This window comes from Paenibacillus mobilis, assembly GCF_058267595.1.
The window spans coordinates 646,279-663,482 of the sequence record NZ_JBZCMS010000001.1; the positions used below are offsets into that span (position 1 = coordinate 646,279).

Annotated in this window: 17 protein-coding genes; all 17 read left to right on the top strand. The window is 51.3% G+C overall.

Going from position 1 to position 17,204, the window contains the following annotated elements; genetic code table 11:
* The first annotated feature begins 4 nt into the window (after nucleotides 1-4).
* The gene (locus AC3ZPD_RS03030) at nucleotides 5-220 is read left to right on the top strand and encodes a helix-turn-helix domain-containing protein (protein ID WP_490982778.1); all 216 of its coding nucleotides are present in this window, start codon (nucleotides 5-7) and stop codon (nucleotides 218-220) included.
* A gap of 34 nt (nucleotides 221-254) precedes the next feature.
* Nucleotides 255-1,058 carry a DUF817 domain-containing protein gene (locus AC3ZPD_RS03035; RefSeq protein WP_490982779.1) on the top strand — a complete coding sequence of 268 codons (804 nt, stop codon included), beginning with the start codon at nucleotides 255-257 and terminating at the stop codon, nucleotides 1,056-1,058.
* A gap of 127 nt (nucleotides 1,059-1,185) precedes the next feature.
* A complete protein-coding gene (locus AC3ZPD_RS03040; protein WP_490982780.1) occupies nucleotides 1,186-2,169 on the top strand; it encodes an aldo/keto reductase in 984 nt (327 codons plus the stop codon).
* A 138-nt stretch (nucleotides 2,170-2,307) separates the two neighbouring features.
* Nucleotides 2,308-2,895 carry a DUF1349 domain-containing protein gene (locus AC3ZPD_RS03045; RefSeq protein ID WP_490982781.1) on the top strand — a complete coding sequence of 196 codons (588 nt, stop codon included), beginning with the start codon at nucleotides 2,308-2,310 and terminating at the stop codon, nucleotides 2,893-2,895.
* A gap of 212 nt (nucleotides 2,896-3,107) precedes the next feature.
* A complete protein-coding gene (locus AC3ZPD_RS03050; protein ID WP_490982782.1) occupies nucleotides 3,108-4,139 on the top strand; it encodes an ROK family protein in 1,032 nt (343 codons plus the stop codon).
* A gap of 45 nt (nucleotides 4,140-4,184) precedes the next feature.
* A complete protein-coding gene (locus tag AC3ZPD_RS03055) occupies nucleotides 4,185-4,745 on the top strand; it encodes a sugar O-acetyltransferase (RefSeq protein WP_490982783.1) in 561 nt (186 codons plus the stop codon).
* A gap of 213 nt (nucleotides 4,746-4,958) precedes the next feature.
* A complete protein-coding gene (locus tag AC3ZPD_RS03060) occupies nucleotides 4,959-5,933 on the top strand; it encodes an iron-hydroxamate ABC transporter substrate-binding protein (RefSeq protein ID WP_490982784.1) in 975 nt (324 codons plus the stop codon).
* A 116-nt stretch (nucleotides 5,934-6,049) separates the two neighbouring features.
* Complete coding sequence (locus tag AC3ZPD_RS03065; RefSeq protein ID WP_490982785.1) at nucleotides 6,050-7,687, top strand: helix-turn-helix domain-containing protein; 1,638 nt, start codon at nucleotides 6,050-6,052, stop codon at nucleotides 7,685-7,687.
* Between the two features lie 106 nt (nucleotides 7,688-7,793).
* Nucleotides 7,794-8,885, top strand: coding sequence for an ABC transporter substrate-binding protein (locus AC3ZPD_RS03070; RefSeq protein ID WP_490982786.1), 1,092 nt, complete (start codon nucleotides 7,794-7,796; stop codon nucleotides 8,883-8,885).
* Nucleotides 8,886-8,975: 90 nt separating this feature from the next.
* A complete protein-coding gene (locus AC3ZPD_RS03075) occupies nucleotides 8,976-10,040 on the top strand; it encodes a FecCD family ABC transporter permease (RefSeq protein WP_490982787.1) in 1,065 nt (354 codons plus the stop codon).
* A 79-nt stretch (nucleotides 10,041-10,119) separates the two neighbouring features.
* The gene (locus AC3ZPD_RS03080; protein WP_490982830.1) at nucleotides 10,120-11,097 is read left to right on the top strand and encodes a FecCD family ABC transporter permease; all 978 of its coding nucleotides are present in this window, start codon (nucleotides 10,120-10,122) and stop codon (nucleotides 11,095-11,097) included.
* Nucleotides 11,098-11,169: 72 nt separating this feature from the next.
* Nucleotides 11,170-12,885 carry an ABC transporter ATP-binding protein gene (locus AC3ZPD_RS03085; RefSeq protein WP_490982788.1) on the top strand — a complete coding sequence of 572 codons (1,716 nt, stop codon included), beginning with the start codon at nucleotides 11,170-11,172 and terminating at the stop codon, nucleotides 12,883-12,885.
* A gap of 277 nt (nucleotides 12,886-13,162) precedes the next feature.
* Nucleotides 13,163-13,798, top strand: a complete 636-nt coding sequence (locus AC3ZPD_RS03090) for a glycoside hydrolase family 11 protein (RefSeq protein WP_490982789.1) — start codon at nucleotides 13,163-13,165, stop codon at nucleotides 13,796-13,798.
* 144 nt (nucleotides 13,799-13,942) lie between these two features.
* Nucleotides 13,943-14,815 (top strand): formylglycine-generating enzyme family protein, encoded by an 873-nt coding sequence (locus AC3ZPD_RS03095; RefSeq protein ID WP_490982790.1) that lies wholly within the window; start codon nucleotides 13,943-13,945, stop codon nucleotides 14,813-14,815.
* Nucleotides 14,816-14,898: 83 nt separating this feature from the next.
* Nucleotides 14,899-15,162, top strand: a complete 264-nt coding sequence (locus AC3ZPD_RS03100; RefSeq protein ID WP_490982791.1) for a hypothetical protein — start codon at nucleotides 14,899-14,901, stop codon at nucleotides 15,160-15,162.
* A gap of 170 nt (nucleotides 15,163-15,332) precedes the next feature.
* A complete protein-coding gene (gene ppnP / locus AC3ZPD_RS03105; RefSeq protein ID WP_490982792.1) occupies nucleotides 15,333-15,650 on the top strand; it encodes a pyrimidine/purine nucleoside phosphorylase in 318 nt (105 codons plus the stop codon).
* A gap of 130 nt (nucleotides 15,651-15,780) precedes the next feature.
* Entirely contained in the window at nucleotides 15,781-16,989 is a 1,209-nt protein-coding gene (locus AC3ZPD_RS03110; protein WP_490982793.1) for an MFS transporter, read from the top strand.
* The last annotated feature ends 215 nt before the right edge of the window (nucleotides 16,990-17,204 follow it).

A 17,204-nucleotide genomic window follows, 5' to 3' on the forward strand; every position in this document is an offset into this window, starting at 1 on the left:
CACAATGGCGATTATTATCAATATTGACGTGATGCTGGCCAAGCGGAAAATGAGCGTAACCGAGCTGTCGGACAGGGTAGGAATTACGATGGCAAATCTCTCTATATTAAAAAACGGCAAAGCCAAAGCGATTCGTTTCTCCACCCTCGAAGCGATTTGCAGGGCTTTGGACTGTCAGCCGGGGGATATTATGGAATATAAAGCGGACGAAGGCTTTTAAGGATGATCCTGAAGCGTACGAGGTGATAAAGTCAATGAAACCCATCGTACAACTGTTGCATTTTGGTTATCATCAGGCGATGAGCTGCCTGTTTCCCGTTGCGATTTTTACAACATTAGCCGTGTCCGGGTACATCCGGTTCCCCTGGATCCATCGTTATGATCTCATTCTGCTGATCCTGCTGGCCGTGCAATACGTGATGTACCGGAGCGGCCTCGAAACCTTTGATGAAATTAAAGTGATAGGCGTATTCCACTTAATCGGATTAGCGTTGGAAATCTACAAGGTTCATATGGGATCGTGGTCGTACCCGGAACCCGCGTTCACCAAAATCTTTGGTGTACCGCTATATAGCGGGTTTATGTATGCGAGCGTGGCCAGTTATATGTGTCAGGTATGGCGCAGGCTGAGGATGGATATGACCGGCTGGCCGGGCCTTTATTCCGCGGGGCTGCTTGGCGGCGCCATCTATCTGAACTTTTTCACGCATCATTTTATTGCGGATTTCCGCTGGTGGCTGACGCTGCTGGTGCTGGTTGTCTTTTGGAGAACCTGGATCCTTTACCGCGTGCGGAATACGACCTACCGAATGCCGTTAACGCTGGCTTTTTTCCTTGTAGGGTTCTTTATCTGGCTGGCCGAAAATATAGCTACTTTTTTCAACGCCTGGAAGTATCCGGACCAGTACCAGGCCTGGCACCCGGTCAGCGTAGGCAAAATCAGCTCCTGGTTCCTTCTGGTCATTATCAGCGTAATTATTGTCGCCCAATTAAAACACGTCAAGGCGGGCAGAACTGTGAAGAAACCGGCAAAAGGAACAGCGAATGAAACCGAATGAAGCAGGGGACGAAGCGGAAGCGGCTAAAGACGGCATGATAAAGCATTTATGATAGCGTGTTCATGCCTGATTTTGCTACAATAGGAACGTTGGGATTTATTTGTAAAAAAATAAGGAGGCTACGTTTATGAACAAACGTCCGCTCGGCAGAACGGGCCTGCAGGTCAGCGAAGTCAGCTTTGGCACCTGGGCGATTGGAGGCTCCTGGGGACAGACCGATGAAGCCGAATCGCTCCGCGCTTTGGATAAAGCCATGGAGGAAGGCGTTAACTTCTTTGATACGGCCGACGTATACGGCGACGGCCGAAGCGAGCGGCTGCTCGCCCGGGCCACTAAAGGCAAGGAAGATCAAATTCATATCGCTACGAAATTTTGCCGTCAGGGGGACATCTTTGATCCGCAGGCTTATTCGGAGCAGCGTGTGCGCCAGTGGTGCGAGGACAGCCTGAAACGGCTGGAGCGCGACACAATTGATTTGTATCAAATCCACTGCGCGCCGTTTGAGATTCTACAGCAGGGGGCTGTGTTTGAGGTGCTGGACAAGCTGCAGCAGGAAGGTAAAATCCGCGCTTACGGCGTCAGCGTCGAGACCGTGGAAGAAGGATTGTTCTGCCTGGAGAAATCCGGCGTGCAGGCTTTGCAGATTATTTTCAATATCTTCCGGCAGAAGCCGATCGCGGAACTTCTTCCCCGCGCGAGCGAACGCGGCGCAGGGCTGCTGGTCCGCCTGCCCCTTGCGAGCGGCCTGCTGACCGGCAAATTCACGGCCAACTCTACCTTTGAAGCAGAGGACCACCGGAACTTTAACCGCGACGGAGCGTCGTTTAACGTCGGCGAAACGTTTGCGGGGCTGCCTTTCGAGAAAGGCGTGGAACTCGCCTCCCAGCTGGGCTGGATGGCGGAAGGCCGCGGCAACATGACGCGGGCCGCGCTCCGCTGGCTGCTGGACTTTAAAGAAATCACCTGCGTCATTCCGGGCTTCAAGAACGTCCGGCAGGTCGAGGATAACCTTGGCGTAATGGCCGCGAAACCGTTCAGTGCGGAGGAACACGAGCGGCTGCGGGAATTTTACGTGGATCAGGTTCACGATCATATTCGCGGCGCTTATTAAGAGAAGGAACGAAGGGAGCCCCTGGGGCTCCTTTTTTCTGCGAGTCTTGGGTGTTGGAATCCTGTACGGATTGGTGGTAATGTGGGTATTGTAGTTTATTATTCGGGAAGAAATGGAATCCGTCAGGAGGCAGGTTGAGTGGAAAAAAAATCGTTCGACTTTTTCTGGTTAAACGAGCCCCAAAATTACTTGATTAAGGAAGACCAAATTGTCATACATACCGACCCGGGCACCGATTTCTGGCAGCGGACTTACTATGGGTTCAGAAATGATAACGCTCCGGCTTTATTGTTCAAGATGGATGAACCGTTTTTTTCTTTTGAAGTGAAAACCGAGTTCGACAGCAAACACCGTTTTGATCAATGCGGAGTGATCATCTACCAGAATAGCGATAACTGGTCGAAAGCTTCAATTGAATACGAAAATGATGAATATCAGCGGCTAGGGAGCGTAGTGACGAATCACGGATTTTCAGATTGGGCTACCACCGATATCGAGGCGGCCGTTAAACAGATGTATTACCGGGTCAGCCGCCGGGAAAGCGATTTTCTGATCGAACAATCGTATGACGGAGCGGCTTATAAGCAAATGCGTATTTTTCATTTATTTGAAGGGGCTGGAGAAATTCAGCTCGGGATCTATGCCTGCAGCCCGGAGGACTCCTCCTTCAAAGCGGTGTTTAGCGAGATCAAGCTGACGGAATGCAAATGGAAAACGCATGAATGATTCTGGGAAGTAAAAAGAAGAGGATTACGATCCCGGAAGGGAAGGAATCCAAGAAATTGAAAAAAAGCGAAAAGCTGCTTCAGCCTGATTTACCCGGGCCGAAGCAGCTTTTTTATTTTAAAGGATATCCGCTTGACCCATTCCAATGAAACCTTTATTGTAACACTTATTAAAAGACTTGTGATAAAGGAGAAGAAGGAGGGACAGCCGTCATGAATCCCGTCATCCACAATACGATACAAGTTAAAAAAATGAATCAGGAGCTGGTCCGCCAAGCTCTTAAAACCATGAATCAGGGTACCAAAGCACTGGTCGCGCAGGCAACGGGCTTAAGTATTGCGACCTGCGGAAGCATCCTGAACGAATTGAAAGAAACCGGCGAGTTATTGGAGCTGGACCGGGAAGAATCCAGCGGCGGCCGGCCGGCCAAATGGTATAAGTACAATATGGACTTTTCCTATATTGCCTGCCTGATCATTAAAGTCGGGACGAAAGCCCACTCCCTTACCTACCGGATTGCTAATCTGGCAGGAGAAACGATCCATGAGGGTTACCAGGAAAATGCAGTGATGGATCCTCCGGTAATCCATGATCGGATTGACCGGCTAATCCGCCAATATCCGCAAATTCGAGCCGTCGGCATCGGAGTGCCCGGCGCTGTTCATCAAGGAATCGTAAATGTCAGCGAGATCCAGGAGTTGATCAACGTCCCTTTGGAAGCGCCTATCCGGGAAAAACACGGGATTGAAGTCATTATCGAAAATGATATGAATCTGACCGTGTACGGCTATTACCGGAAGCAGGCCTATGAAGAAGATCAAACGGTGGTGGTCGCCACTTTTGACCAGAGCTGCTTCCCCGGATCAGGAATTATGGTGAATGGACAAATCCATAGAGGCAAAACCCGTTTCGCCGGAGAAATCGCCTTTTTGCCTTTTGGCATATCTCCCGAGGAGCAGTTCCGACAGCTGCATGACCGGACTACTTTTCACGTATTGGCTGGTCGCGCCGTGTCCAGCTTGATTGCAGTGCTAAATCCGGAGACGGTTGCTCTAACGGGAAGTTTGGTGGACCAGTCCGGGCTGGAGCTCATCCGTCAGGAATGCCTGAAGGCGATTCCGGAGATGCATATGCCAATGCTGACCATGCTCGAAAGCCCGGATGAGGATTATAGGCATGGATTAATAACCATGACGCTGGAAAGCCTGGCCTACTCACTGAGGTTAGTAGAAAAAAGAAGGTAAGCAAAGTCACAATCTGATCGTAAAAAAAGAAAAGGAGCCCTAACCATGAAAACTGAAAAACAAAAAATGCTGGATGGCGAGCTGTACGAAGCCTGGGATCCCGAGTTGACACGCGAGCGCGCTTATGCCAGAAAGATGACCCGGATGTACAATCAGACCGCCGAAACGGATGAGGAGCTGAGAATGCGGATACTTAAAGATCTCCTCGGATCGACGGGCGGCAGTTTGGGGATGGAGCCGAACATCCGGTTTGATTACGGTTATAACATTCATGTCGGCGAAAACTTTTTTGCGAACTTTGACTGCACCATTCTGGATGTCTGCGAGGTTCGCATAGGCGATAACTGCATGTTCGGCCCAGGCGTTCATATTTACACGGCCACACATCCCGTAAATCCTTACGAACGAATTAAGGGACCCGAATACGGCAAACCCGTAACGATCGGGAACAAGGTATGGGTGGGCGGAAGAGCCGTCATTAACCCGGGAGTAACGATTGGCGATAACGTCGTGATCGCTTCGGGAGCCGTAGTCACCAAAGATGTTCCGGCCAACGTGGTGGTAGGCGGCAATCCGGCGAAAGTGATTAAACAAATCGAAATTTAAATCAAAATTCACCCAGACTTCGACCTAATTTGGCATAGAATTCATTGGATCGATCCTCAAGAAACCCCTGCAAAATCGTGGGGGTTTTTGCTGCTGGTTTCTCGAAATCCGATAAGAAAGATTATTTTTCAAAAAAAAGGAATTGATTGCACCGCTTTCCCGTGCTATATTGATAACGATTCTCATTATCATTTACATAGGGGTGGATTCATTTTGTATAAGTCTACGAGATTTTATTTATTCCTGGTCTTTGTACTGGGAGCAGCTTTACTGCTCGGAGCATGCGGGCAGACTGGAAGCAATGGAGCTTCTTCCGCAGGGAACGCGGCTTCCGAAACGCCGGCTTCCGCTGAAACTGTCATTTTCCATGCCGGAAACGGGGATGTCGAGGTTCCCAAACAGCCGCAGCGCATCGTCGATTTAACGAGCTTCTACACCGGCTATTTCCTGGCTCTGGGCGTAAAACCGGTGGGCGTTGTGTCCGGACCGATGGAGAATCCCTACCTGGCAGGCAAATTGGACGGCGTTGAAGATATCGGCACCGATCCTACGCCGGAAAAAATCCTGGCGCTGAATCCCGATCTCATCATCACTTACACGGGTACCGAGGGAATCGATAAGCTGGAGCAAATCGCACCGGTCGTCGCCATCGAATACGGCAAGAAAAACTATAAAGACCAATTGATCGATTTTGGCATATTGACCGGCAAAGAGGAAGAGGCCAAAACCTGGGTAGCGCAATGGGAGCAGAAAATCAATGACTTGAAGCCGAAGGTGCAGGAGGCGGTAGGCAGCAAAACCGTTTCGATCCTCAATCCTTACGCCAAAGGACTCTATGTATTCGGGCATAACTATGGACGAGGCGGGGAGATCATCTACGGCGAATTCGGCCTGAAAGCTCCGCAGGCGGCCCAAGCAGCGGCCATCGACAGCGGTACAGGCTGGGCTTCGATTTCGTTAGAGAAACTTCCAGATTTCGCGGGAGACATCATCTTCACTTGTCCCTGGTCGGGAGATACAAGCGATCCGAAGGTCGTTTACGACAGCGCCATCTGGAAGGGGCTGCCGGCCGTGAAGAACGGACACGTGTTCCAGCTGAACCCTAAAGGCGACACCTACAACGATCCGGTCTCGCTGGAGGCCCAACTCCAATTTATTACGGATTCGCTGTTGTCCGTACAAGGTTAATAGAGGAGCTCTGACAGCCAGCTAAGGCGTTTGTCAGAGCTTTTTGACAGCGCTCGGAAATACGAAAACTTGAAGTAAATCCTTGTACCTGGATAAAACGAAAGGAGGACGAATCCATGCTGGATTTTCCTTTGTTCTCTAACGAATCCATAGGAAAAGAATGGCCTTCCGGGGCTCGTTTCAGCCTGACCCATGCGGTTAAAAGAAACTATCACCACCATGGCAATGATCTCATCTTCGCGGAATGTCCGTCGCCTATGCTGATTACCGGCGTACAGCGGCATGGACATCTTGTCATCGACGGGAGGGTGTTCGCCTTGTCCCCGGACAAGATTTATGTCGTGCCTCCCGGACCCCGACTCGAATTTGACTCCCCCGGCGGAGGCAAACAATCCCTGTTTCTTTTTCAGTTCGATATTTCGCTGCCGGAAGAGCTGCCCATGCCGGACGTTTCCGGCGACCAGGCGGCTAATGGAATAAAACGCTCCATACAAATGACAGGCCTCGTTCCTTCCCCTGAACGAATGTTGAGGCTTTGCGGAAAAATCATGGATCACTGGAACACAGGCGATCCCGCAGACCGGTTTGCAAGTCACGCCGGATTTCAGGACCTGCTTCATATGCTGCTGAAAAAAACGGAACCCCGCGAAAATACCCTGGAACAGGTTCGCGAGTATATGGAGCAGCATTACCCGGAAGCCATTACGGTTGAAGACTTGGCGCGGCTTGCCGGCATGAGCCGGTATTATTTCATGAGATCCTTCAAAGAGCGTTTTGGTCAAAGCGCCATGGAGTATCTCACCGATATCCGGATCAACCGAGCCAAACAATATTTGGAGGAAGGCGGCACACTGCGGGAAATTGCAGAGAAAGTCGGTTACAAAGACTCGCAGTACTTCAGCAGCCAATTCAATAAGTATGTCGGGGTTCCGCCAAGTATTTACACGGCCAACCGCAGCAGCCGGATCGCCGCCTACAGCTGGCCCAACATCGGCCATTTGCTGACGCTGCAGATCATTCCTTATGCCGCACCGATCGATCAGTCCTGGACGGATGAATACCGGAAGAAATATAAATTCGACGTCAAAATCCCGCTGAGCCACGACTATGATTTTAACCGCGATGCGTTATGGCGCGCTCGTCCGGATAAGATCATCGCGCTGGATGAGATGATTCCCGACGATGAGAAAGCAAAGCTGCTCGAAATTGCTCCCGTTTTGTTTCTGCCTTGGCATCAGGAAACCTGGAGAGGCCATCTGCTGATGACCGCACAGTTCCTGGACCGGGAGAAGGAAGCGGACAAATGGCTGGCCCGTTATGACGAGAAGGCCGCAGCCGTCAGGGAAGCCGTTCCATCCGCTTTTAAGCAGGGTTCTTTGCTTATTGCCAATTTCAGCTCCAAAGGCATCAAAGTATGGGGCAAAAAGGCGGGTACGGTTCTTTATGACGATTTGGGAATTGCATCAGCTAAAGGGGTAGAGCAGATCAGGTTTACCGAATTCGTATCGGTTGACCAATTGGGGGCATTCGAAGCCGACCTGCTGCTTATTCATGTCATGAAGGATCCGGCATCATCCCAATTATGGGCTCAAACGCAGCGGTCGCCCGTTTGGCAAAATCTCAAAGCCGTCCGGAGCGGTCATGTATTTCTGACATCAAGCCCGGCCTGGGTAGCCGAGCCGATCCTGGAATACAACGCATACCGACACGATCATCTGCTTGATGAGCTGCTGCAGGTATTTCGTGCTCTGTAACCTGCAAAATCCGGCATTTTTTCATATTCCAATCCGAACAACAGGTGATATATAATCTCATTATCGATAATGATTATCACTATCAACAACGGAGGGGAACATGAACGTGAATAACACAAAGAGACCCGGAAGCGCAGCTTCAGCTGCGGTAAAAGGGCGTAACCCATGGAAGGCCGTAACTATGCTGCTGGCTCTGATGCTGTTGATGGCCGTGGTCAGCGCTTGCGGAAATAAAGGAGCTTCCGGCGACGCAGCCGGGACGGCTGAGGCAGCCAAGTCAAACACCGGGCAAGCGGCCGTCGAAACTGCCGAGCCGAACAGCGCCGGCGATGCGGACAAGCCTATTATGATTAAACATGCTTTTGGGGAAACGGAGGTTCCGGCCCATCCGCAGCGGGTTGCTGTGTTCGGATTAGAGGACCTTATGCTGTCGCTGGGTGCACCGATGGTGTATGCCTTTGATTTCAAAGGGTATTATCTGGATGACCAAATCCGGAAATTGAACATTCCGGTATCGGAAAGCCCGGATTTCAAGCCGAACCTGGAAGCCATTCTGAAGACGAATCCCGATTTGATTCTGGTTCAGAAAAATTCGATTGATCAAAAAGGATACGACGAGTTAAGCAAAATTGCTCCTACGCTGGCTTTCGCGCCGGATGATTGGAAAACCTCCGTCCTCGAAATCGGCAGAGCTTTGGGGATTGAAGATAAAGCCAAGGCCGTTATCCAAAGCCACGAAGATATGCTGCAGCAGGCTAAAGATAAAATCGTTCAGGCGGTGGGGACGGATAAAACCGTTGCTTTCATCCGTCCTTCGGATAAGGACCTGCAGCTCTTCTTCCCAAGCTTTAACCTGGTTTATACCGAGTTTGGCCTGAAGCCTGACGCAAGCGTCGAAGCCCTCCAGAAGAAAGCCGAGGATGATTGGGGCATTAATTTGTCCCTGGAGGATTTGCCTTCGCTCACCGCGGACTACATATTTGCCATCTACGGAGGATCGATCGATACGGAAGAAAATTTCCAGAAAGCCGTCCAATCCTCCAAGCAAATCGAAAAACTGCAGCTTTGGCAGTCCATTCCTGCCGTGAAAAAAAATCAGGTCTTTAAAGTCTCGGCGAGATCTTGGATGTCTTCCGGCCCGATTGCGGAAAGCATGGAGGCCGAAGATGTGGTGAGTGCCATTACGGGAAAACAATAGGTTTTCCTCCCATCCACGCATGCCTATCAGGGCCGCTTGTGCTGAAGCGGCCCTTTCATATTGTTCATTCTGATAGAAAGGCGGGTTCCCATGAGTTTAGGCAAAACAGAGATAAACCCGGCTGAGCCGGAGAAAAAGCTGAAAACCGTTTCGCTGAAATCACGGCCGTGGACAGCCACCTTTATTCTTGTCGGCGGAATTATAGCCCTCCTTCTGAGCATTGGTGTCTCCGTATCGTTTGGAGCGGCGGACATTCATTTTTTGACCGTCTGGCAAGCCGTTTTTCATTATAACCCGAATTTGACGCAGCATCAGATCATCCAGGAGCTCCGGCTGCCGCGCGTGCTTGCCGGGGCTATGGTCGGAACCTCCTTCGCCGTGGCCGGGGCAATTATGCAGGGAATGACGCGTAACCCGCTTGCAGATTCGGGGCTGCTTGGCTTAAACGCCGGCGCAGGATTTGCTTTGGCGATGTGTTTTGCTTTTTTCCCGGGACTGCCGTTTATGTTCTTGATTTTATATTCGTTTCTTGGAGCGGGCATCGGCGCAGGGCTGGTATACGGCATCGGTTCCATGGCCAGAGGGGGATTGACGCCGCTGCGCCTTGTTCTGGCCGGGGCCGCTTTATCGGCTCTGCTGACCGCGCTTAGCGAAGGCATTGCCCTTTATTTTCGCATCGGTCAAGATCTGGCTTTCTGGTACGCCGGAGGAATCGCCGGTACGGGCTGGCTTCAGTTAAAAATCATGTTTCCCTGGGTGCTTGCCGCCTTGATCGGAGCCATCCTGTTGTCCAGATCGATCACGATGCTCAGTTTGGGAGAGGACGTCGCCAAAGGTCTTGGCCTGAGGAGCGGGGCCGTCAAACTTGCGGGCACCGTTGTCGTCCTGATCCTGGCCGGAGCCGCCGTATCGGTCGTCGGAGCAGTCGGTTTCGTCGGCCTGATGATTCCGCATTTGACAAGGAAGCTGGTCGGCGTCGATTACCGGCTCATCATTCCGTGCTCCGCCGTGCTTGGCGCTTTGCTGGTCGTTTGGGCCGATCTTGCGGCACGGATGGTGAATCCGCCTTACGAGACGCCGATCGGCGCGTTGATCGCTCTCATCGGCGTCCCGTTTTTCCTGTACATCTCGTTTAAGGAAGGGAGAGGGATCTAGGATGCCAGCTACAACCGAAAGTTTGCCTGAAAGCGGAAAGTCTCCGGAGGCAAAACGGAAGCAGAGGAAGGGGATTCTGATGCTGCTCATCCTCGGCCTCTTGATTATCATGGCGTTCATCCTGAGCATGAACACCGGATTTATACGTCTATCGCCGATGGATACGCTGCGGACGTTATTTGGAGGCGGATCCTCTAAGGAAAACCTGATCCTGTTCGAATTCCGCCTTCCTAGGATCGTCATTTCAATACTGATCGGAGCGGGGCTTGCCGTATCCGGCTGCATCCTGCAAGGGGTGTCGCGCAACGCCCTTGCCGATCCGGGAATTCTCGGCATCAACGCCGGGGCGGGACTTGTCGTACTGCTGTATGTGGCTTTTTTCCCGACTCCGGGGGACGCTCCGGTCTTTATGCTGCCGTTTCTGGCCTGGATCGGAGCGGGGCTGACAGCCGCCGTCATCTTTGTCCTTTCGTACAAACGTCATCGGGGGCTGCTGCCGACCAGGATGCTGCTGACCGGCGTCGCCGTCGCCGCAGGCATCAGCGCGGCAACGATTGTCATTACGCTCCGGATCAGTCCCGAGCAATATCAATTCGTGGCTACCTGGATGGCCGGCAGCATCTGGGGAACAAACTGGAAGTTCGTGTTGGCCCTGCTGCCTTTTATCGTGATCCTGCTTCCGTTTGTTTTCTATAAAGCGAGAACGATGAACGTGCTGAATCTCGGCGAAATGACGGCAACCGGCCTGGGGGCAAGGGTATCGAGAGAGCAGGTGGTCCTGCTTGCGGCCGCCGTCGGATTGGCCGGTTCATGCGTGGCTGTAAGCGGCGGCATCGGATTTGTCGGCTTGATCGGGCCTCACGCAGCAAGGAGGCTGGTTGGAGCAAAACATCAGCTGCTGCTTCCCGCTTCCGCACTCATGGGTTCGCTGATGGTCATCGTCGCCGATCTGCTAGGCCGGCTGATTTTGCAGCCATCGGAAATACCGGCGGGAATCATTGTCGCTATCATCGGCGCGCCGTATTTTCTGTATTTGCTGGCCCGTTCGCGGGCATAAAAGGCTTTATATCCATAATCCATGATCGGATTCATTCGCAGGTGCCGAGTACAAAGAAGGGAGGCGGAGCCCGTGTTATGGAAGTTTTTTTCCTATTACAAGCCTTACAAAACGTTGTTTCTCGTTGATTTTTGCTGTGCGGTTTTTTCCGGGCTGCTGGAGCTGGGATTTCCGCTCGTCGTGAACAAGTTTGTCGACAACCTGCTGCCTAGCGGCAATTGGCCGGTTATTTTCTGGGCATGCGTGGGGCTTCTGGCCGTATACGGCTTTAACAGCCTGCTGCAGTACGTCGTGACTTATTGGGGACATCAGCTCGGGATCCATATCGAAACGGACATGAGAAAAAGATTGTTTAATCACGTCCAGAAGCTGTCGTTCCGATTTTTTGACAATAACAAAACCGGCCATTTGATGGCCCGCATGACGAGCAATCTGATGGAAATCGGGGAAATGGCCCACCATGGACCGGAGGACCTGTTTATCGCCGTCATGACCCTGGTCGGCGCCTTCGTGCTCATGCTGACGATCAATTGGAAGCTGGCCGTCCTGGCCGTGGTGATTATACCGGGACTGGTCTTCCTGGCCCTGCATTTCAACCGGAAAATGATTCGCGCCTTTCAGCGGATGTTTAAAGACGTCGGCGAATTCAACGCGAGGGTGGAGGACAGCATCGGCGGCATTCGCGTCGTGCAGGCGTTTACCAACGAGAGCTTTGAATCGGAACGTTTTGCCGAAAATAACGAGCAGTACCGGCAAACCAAATTTATTTCCTACAAGATTCAGGCACAGAACCTGTCGATCAGCTATTTTTTAATGCGGCTTATTATATTATTCGTGTTGGTGTGCGGCACCTGGTTTGTCATCCGCGGGGAAATGACGAGCGGGGAGTTCGTAGGATTTCTGCTGCTGTCGAACGTATTCCTGGGGCCGATTAATAAAATCAACGCCGTGATCGAAAGTTATCCCAAAGGCATGGCCGGTTTCAAAAGCTACCTGGAGCTGCTGGAGACCGAGCCGGATATCGCTGACGCGCCGGATGCGCTAGAGGTTCATCATCTTCGCGGCGACATCCGGTTCAGCAAGGTCACGTTTGGTTATGAAAATGAAGCCAAGGTGCTCAAAGATATCGATCTGACTATCCGTGCGGGTGAAACCATTGCTTTCGTCGGCCCGTCGGGTGCGGGCAAAACGACGCTGTGCAGTCTGCTGCCGCGTTTTTATGATGCCGGTTCCGGAGCGATTACGATCGACGGCATTGATATCACGCATATGAAGCTCGCTTCGCTGAGGGGGCAAATCGGGATTGTCCAGCAGGATGTTTTTCTGTTCTCAGGCACGATCAGAGAAAATATCGTCTACGGCAACCTGAAAGCCTCGGATGAGGACATTTGGGAAGCGGTAAGGCGCGCCCGCCTTGATGAATTTGTCCGCTCGCAGCCGGAAGGCTTGGAGACCGTCATCGGGGAGCGCGGCGTCAAATTGTCCGGCGGACAAAAGCAGCGGCTGGCCATCGCCCGGATGTTTCTGAAGAATCCGCCGATTCTGATTCTGGATGAAGCGACGTCGGCGCTCGATACGGAAACGGAAAAGGCCATCCAGCAGTCGCTGAGCGAACTTTCGGAGGGACGGACGACGCTGGTCATTGCCCACCGGCTGGCTACGATCAAAAACGCGGACCGGATCGTCGTCGTCACGGAGCGGGGCATCACCGAGCAGGGGAAACACCAGGAGCTGGTGGCTGCCGGGGGCGTTTACAGCCAACTTCATGAAGCCCAGTTCGGCTCTTAATAAAAAGATAAAGTTAAATTCTATCCTTTATGGACCGCGCCTGGCGCGGTTTTTTTCAATTCTAGCGAATCAGACTATTAAAAATCTTTAATCTTAGGGGGATCAAACTTTAATTTGTCGGGTTGTGAAGAAAGCGCTTACTTCTATAATTTGGTTATAGAGGAGGTGGAATCCAAAAGGAATGGATGATCAGATTGAGCTGTAATTGCGAGGGAAGCAGCGATCAGTCCGCAAGAAGGCAAGCATTCACCAAACTCTCATTTTAGGAGGTAGATTTATGCTTAAATTCAAAAAGAAAATGTTGACGGCGCTCCTTACGGCAGCCATGAGTTTCAGCTTGTTCGGGGCAACCACCCATGCAGCGACGGACTATTGGCAGAATTGGACCGACGGCGGCGGCACCGTAAATGCAACCAACGGATCCGGAGGCAATTTCAGCGTTTCGTGGACAAACAGCGGCAATTTCGTAATCGGCAAAGGCTGGCAAACCGGGAACGCTTCGCGGGTAGTCAACTACAATGCGGGTGCCTTTTCGCCGTCCGGCAATGGTTATTTGGCTTTTTATGGATGGACAAGGAATTCCCTCATCGAATATTACGTGGTCGACAGCTGGGGAACTTACAGACCTACAGGAACCTTTAAAGGAACCGTTACCAGCGACGGAGGCACCTATGATCTGTATACGAGCACGCGCTACAATGCGCCTTCGATCGATGGAACCCAGACCTTTACCCAGTACTGGAGCGTAAGACAGTCGAAGAGACCGACGGGAAGCAACGTGCAAATCAACTTTAACAACCACGTTAATGCCTGGAAAAGTAAAGGCATGAACCTGGGCAGCAGCTGGGCTTACCAGGCCATGGTCGTAGAAGGTTATCAAAGCAGCGGTTATGCCAATGTAACGGTATGGTAATTTAAACCGGCCCTATCCTTATTACCGGGTTTAGTTTCTATTGGCTTTAACGTTTCAGAGGGCCTTCGGCCTCACCGCCGCGGGCCCTTTATTTTTCGAAGGTTAACCTCTTTCCTGACTATCAGGTGTAAAGGAGAAATCAGTATGAAAAAGAAGCCGTTAACGGCCTTTATTCTGGCACTAACCGTTCTCATTAGCGCTTGCTCGCAGGTGAAGTCCGGAAAAACGGACAATAACCCCCATCCGGACGATGGCTTTATATTCGTTAAAGGCGGGACTTTTACCTCGCCCCAATCCAATGAGGTTGGAAGAAACGTTGTTTTATCGGATTTTTATATCGGCAAATATGAAGTTACCCAAAAAGAGTGGACCGAGGTCATGGGAAATAACCCTTCCCAATTCCCGGGCGGCAGCTTGCCGGTGGAGATGGTCAGCTGGTACGACGCAGTTGAGTATTGCAATCAAAGAAGCCTAAAAGAAGGTTTGGAACCTTATTACGATATAAATAAAAACCAGCAAGACCCGGATAACAAAAGCGAATATGACAATCTGAAATGGACGGTTACGATTCATAAGGGTGCTGACGGCTATCGTTTGCCGACGGAAGCGGAGTGGGAATATGCTGCTGGCGGGGGACAGATGACCAAAAATTACGCCTACAGCGGAAGCAATCAGGCGGATGACGTGGCCTGGTACTGGAGAAACGCCGGGGACCGATACTTGTCAGGAGACTGGAGCTGGCCGGCCATCGAAGCCAACCACGGTCAACCCAAACCTGTCGGCGGCAAGAAACCGAACGAACTAGGTCTATACGATATGTCGGGCAACGTGAGGGAATGGTGCTGGGACTGGTTCGAAGACTCGGATACGATAAAGGGCTCCTACAGAGTGGTGAAAGGCGGCGGCTGGATTGGCGATGTCAGCAGCGGGGAGGTTTCCTTCCGGGGCAAGTTCGAGGCGAACGGTTTTGGCCCGGATCAGGGCTTTCGTGTAGCTCGCGGAGGGAAGGAGAACTAACAGGGAACCGGCCGTTCAGGTCCGCAAAAGATGGGATAGGACAACTTGCCTCCCGAATACTGCTTAAGGGGAGGGGATGAAGATTGAATAAACCCAAAAAGGTATTCGTGCTGTATCTGAACGGCAAAACCCTGAATGCCATAAAAACAGTAGTTTTTATAGACCTGCTGTTAGGCACGGGACTTTATTTCGCGGCAAAATTAGTAACGTCAAGCATACTGCTGGCATCTTTAGGAAGCATGGCCGGAAGCGAAGGCTATAAATGGCGATTAAGGCGCTGGAGAAAGCGGGTTATCACCGTTCCCAAAAGCGACTGGCAGCTGATTTCGGGCAAAACGATCCGGTAAAATCGTAAGAAAAACGTTATTAAGACGTTAGGTGGTACCGGCACACTTCTACGAAAGTTAGGCGCATTTAACAAAAGGTTCTTGCCCTATTAAACAAATGCGAATAGAATAAAAAACATCTGCTGATGCCGTATTCATCACTATTTGCCCGTAGAGGAGTTAACGAGACCATGTCGCAATTTGAAAATGTAACGGTTGTTAAAGAAGCTAATGTTTATTTTGACGGTAAAGTCACCAGCCGCGCGGTCCTGTTCGTAGACGGCACGAAAAAAACGCTTGGCATCATGCTGCCCGGCGAATACGAGTTCGGCACCGACTCCATCGAGATCATGGAAATTTTGGCTGGCGATCTGAAAGTACTGCTTCCAGGGGAAACCGAATGGATACATATTCAAGACAAGGGCGAATTCACCGTTCCTGCAAATACGAAATTTAAACTTCAAGTGGCGGCCGTTACCGATTACTGCTGCTCTTATATTCAAGAATAATAAGGTTAGGGGCTGCATCTCTGGTTGAGGAGGGCGGCTTTTTTTATAAATATTCATTTTTCTTCCCCCATTGGGACATCCTAATCCGAGGTTTTGCAGTTTGGTTGTTTCGGTTAAAGGAGGGAGAAGGATGAAAAGAGCTCTTGACGGACAATCCATACTGCTGCTTGCAGTGAATGGATTGTTTGTTTTATCCGGAGCATTGTCCGGTACATTCCTGAACGTATTTTTGTGGAAAAGCAAACAGGACTACGCCATGCTCGGCTGGTTTACGGTCAGCCAGCAAATTGCGCTTGGTCTCACCTTCTGGATTGCGGGGAAATGGGTGAAGGAGCATAACAAAATGAATGCGCTCCGCGTCGGAACGGCCTTATCAGGTTTATTTTATCTGCTGGTGCTGCTGGCGGGCAGAAACGCCGTGTTTTATATCTGGCCGCTGGGGCTGCTGCTCGGAGCGGCGCTTGGCCTGTACTGGCTCGCTTTTAATGTGGTAACTTTTGAAGTAACGGATGCGGACAACCGCGATATGTTTAACGGATGGATGGGCCTGTTGGGTTCGGTCACAGGCATCGTCGGCCCGTGGTTTTCGGGCTGGGTCATTTCGCGGATGCAGGATAATGTAGGCTACCGGCTAATTTTCACCATATCGCTGGTGATTTTTGGAGTAGCCGTGGTATTCAGCTTTTTTCTGAAAAAACGGAAGCTGGAGGGCCATTACCAGTGGGGAGCTCCTTTTCGCGAGCTCATACGCTCTGGGAGTCCATGGCGGCGCGTAGCTCTCAGCTTGGTCTCACAGGGGCTTCGGGAAGGCGTGTATTCCTTCCTTATCGTGCTGCTGGTATATGAGGCGACCCTCCAGGAATGGAAACTCGGGCAGTTTTCACTGATCACCTCCGCCGTATCCTTGGTAACTTTCTGGATTGCCGGCAGGTGGCTCAAACCCCGCTACCGGTATGCGGGCATGCTGGTTGGCGCACTGCTGCTGGCGGGTTTTATGATTCCCTTGCTGTGGAGTTTGCAGTATGGCATGCTGCTTGTCATGGGCATCGGCATGGCTGCATTTCTGCCGCTGTATATGATTCCTATGGTATCGGTCAGTTTCGACCTGATGGGAGCAAGCGAGGAGAGTGCCAATAACCGGGTTGAGCTCATGGTGCTTCGCGAGCTGTGCCTGATGAGCGGACGTTTGGCAGGCATTCTGCTTTACGTGGTCGTGTTATCGATCAGCGATGCTCCAAAAACCATAACCTGGCTTCTTATCGGGTTGGGATTTGCGCCTTTATTGGGCTGGCTGTTCATGAGAAAACAGCTTAAGGAAACCACGGTTGAGGGGACGTAGAGGGGATCAGATCTTCCCGCGAATATCGTCATCGGGCTCCGGTGTTTTCCGAACATGCATTTCTTTTTGGAAGACGCTGCAAGAAGCAAAGAAAAAAGCGAAGTTATCCCTAATGGGAGGAGCTTCGCTTTTTTACATTTTAATTCGCAAGAGATGAAAGCGTTTGCTATTCTAACAACTTTATTAAATAAAGACGATTGACGCCGCAAAACAAC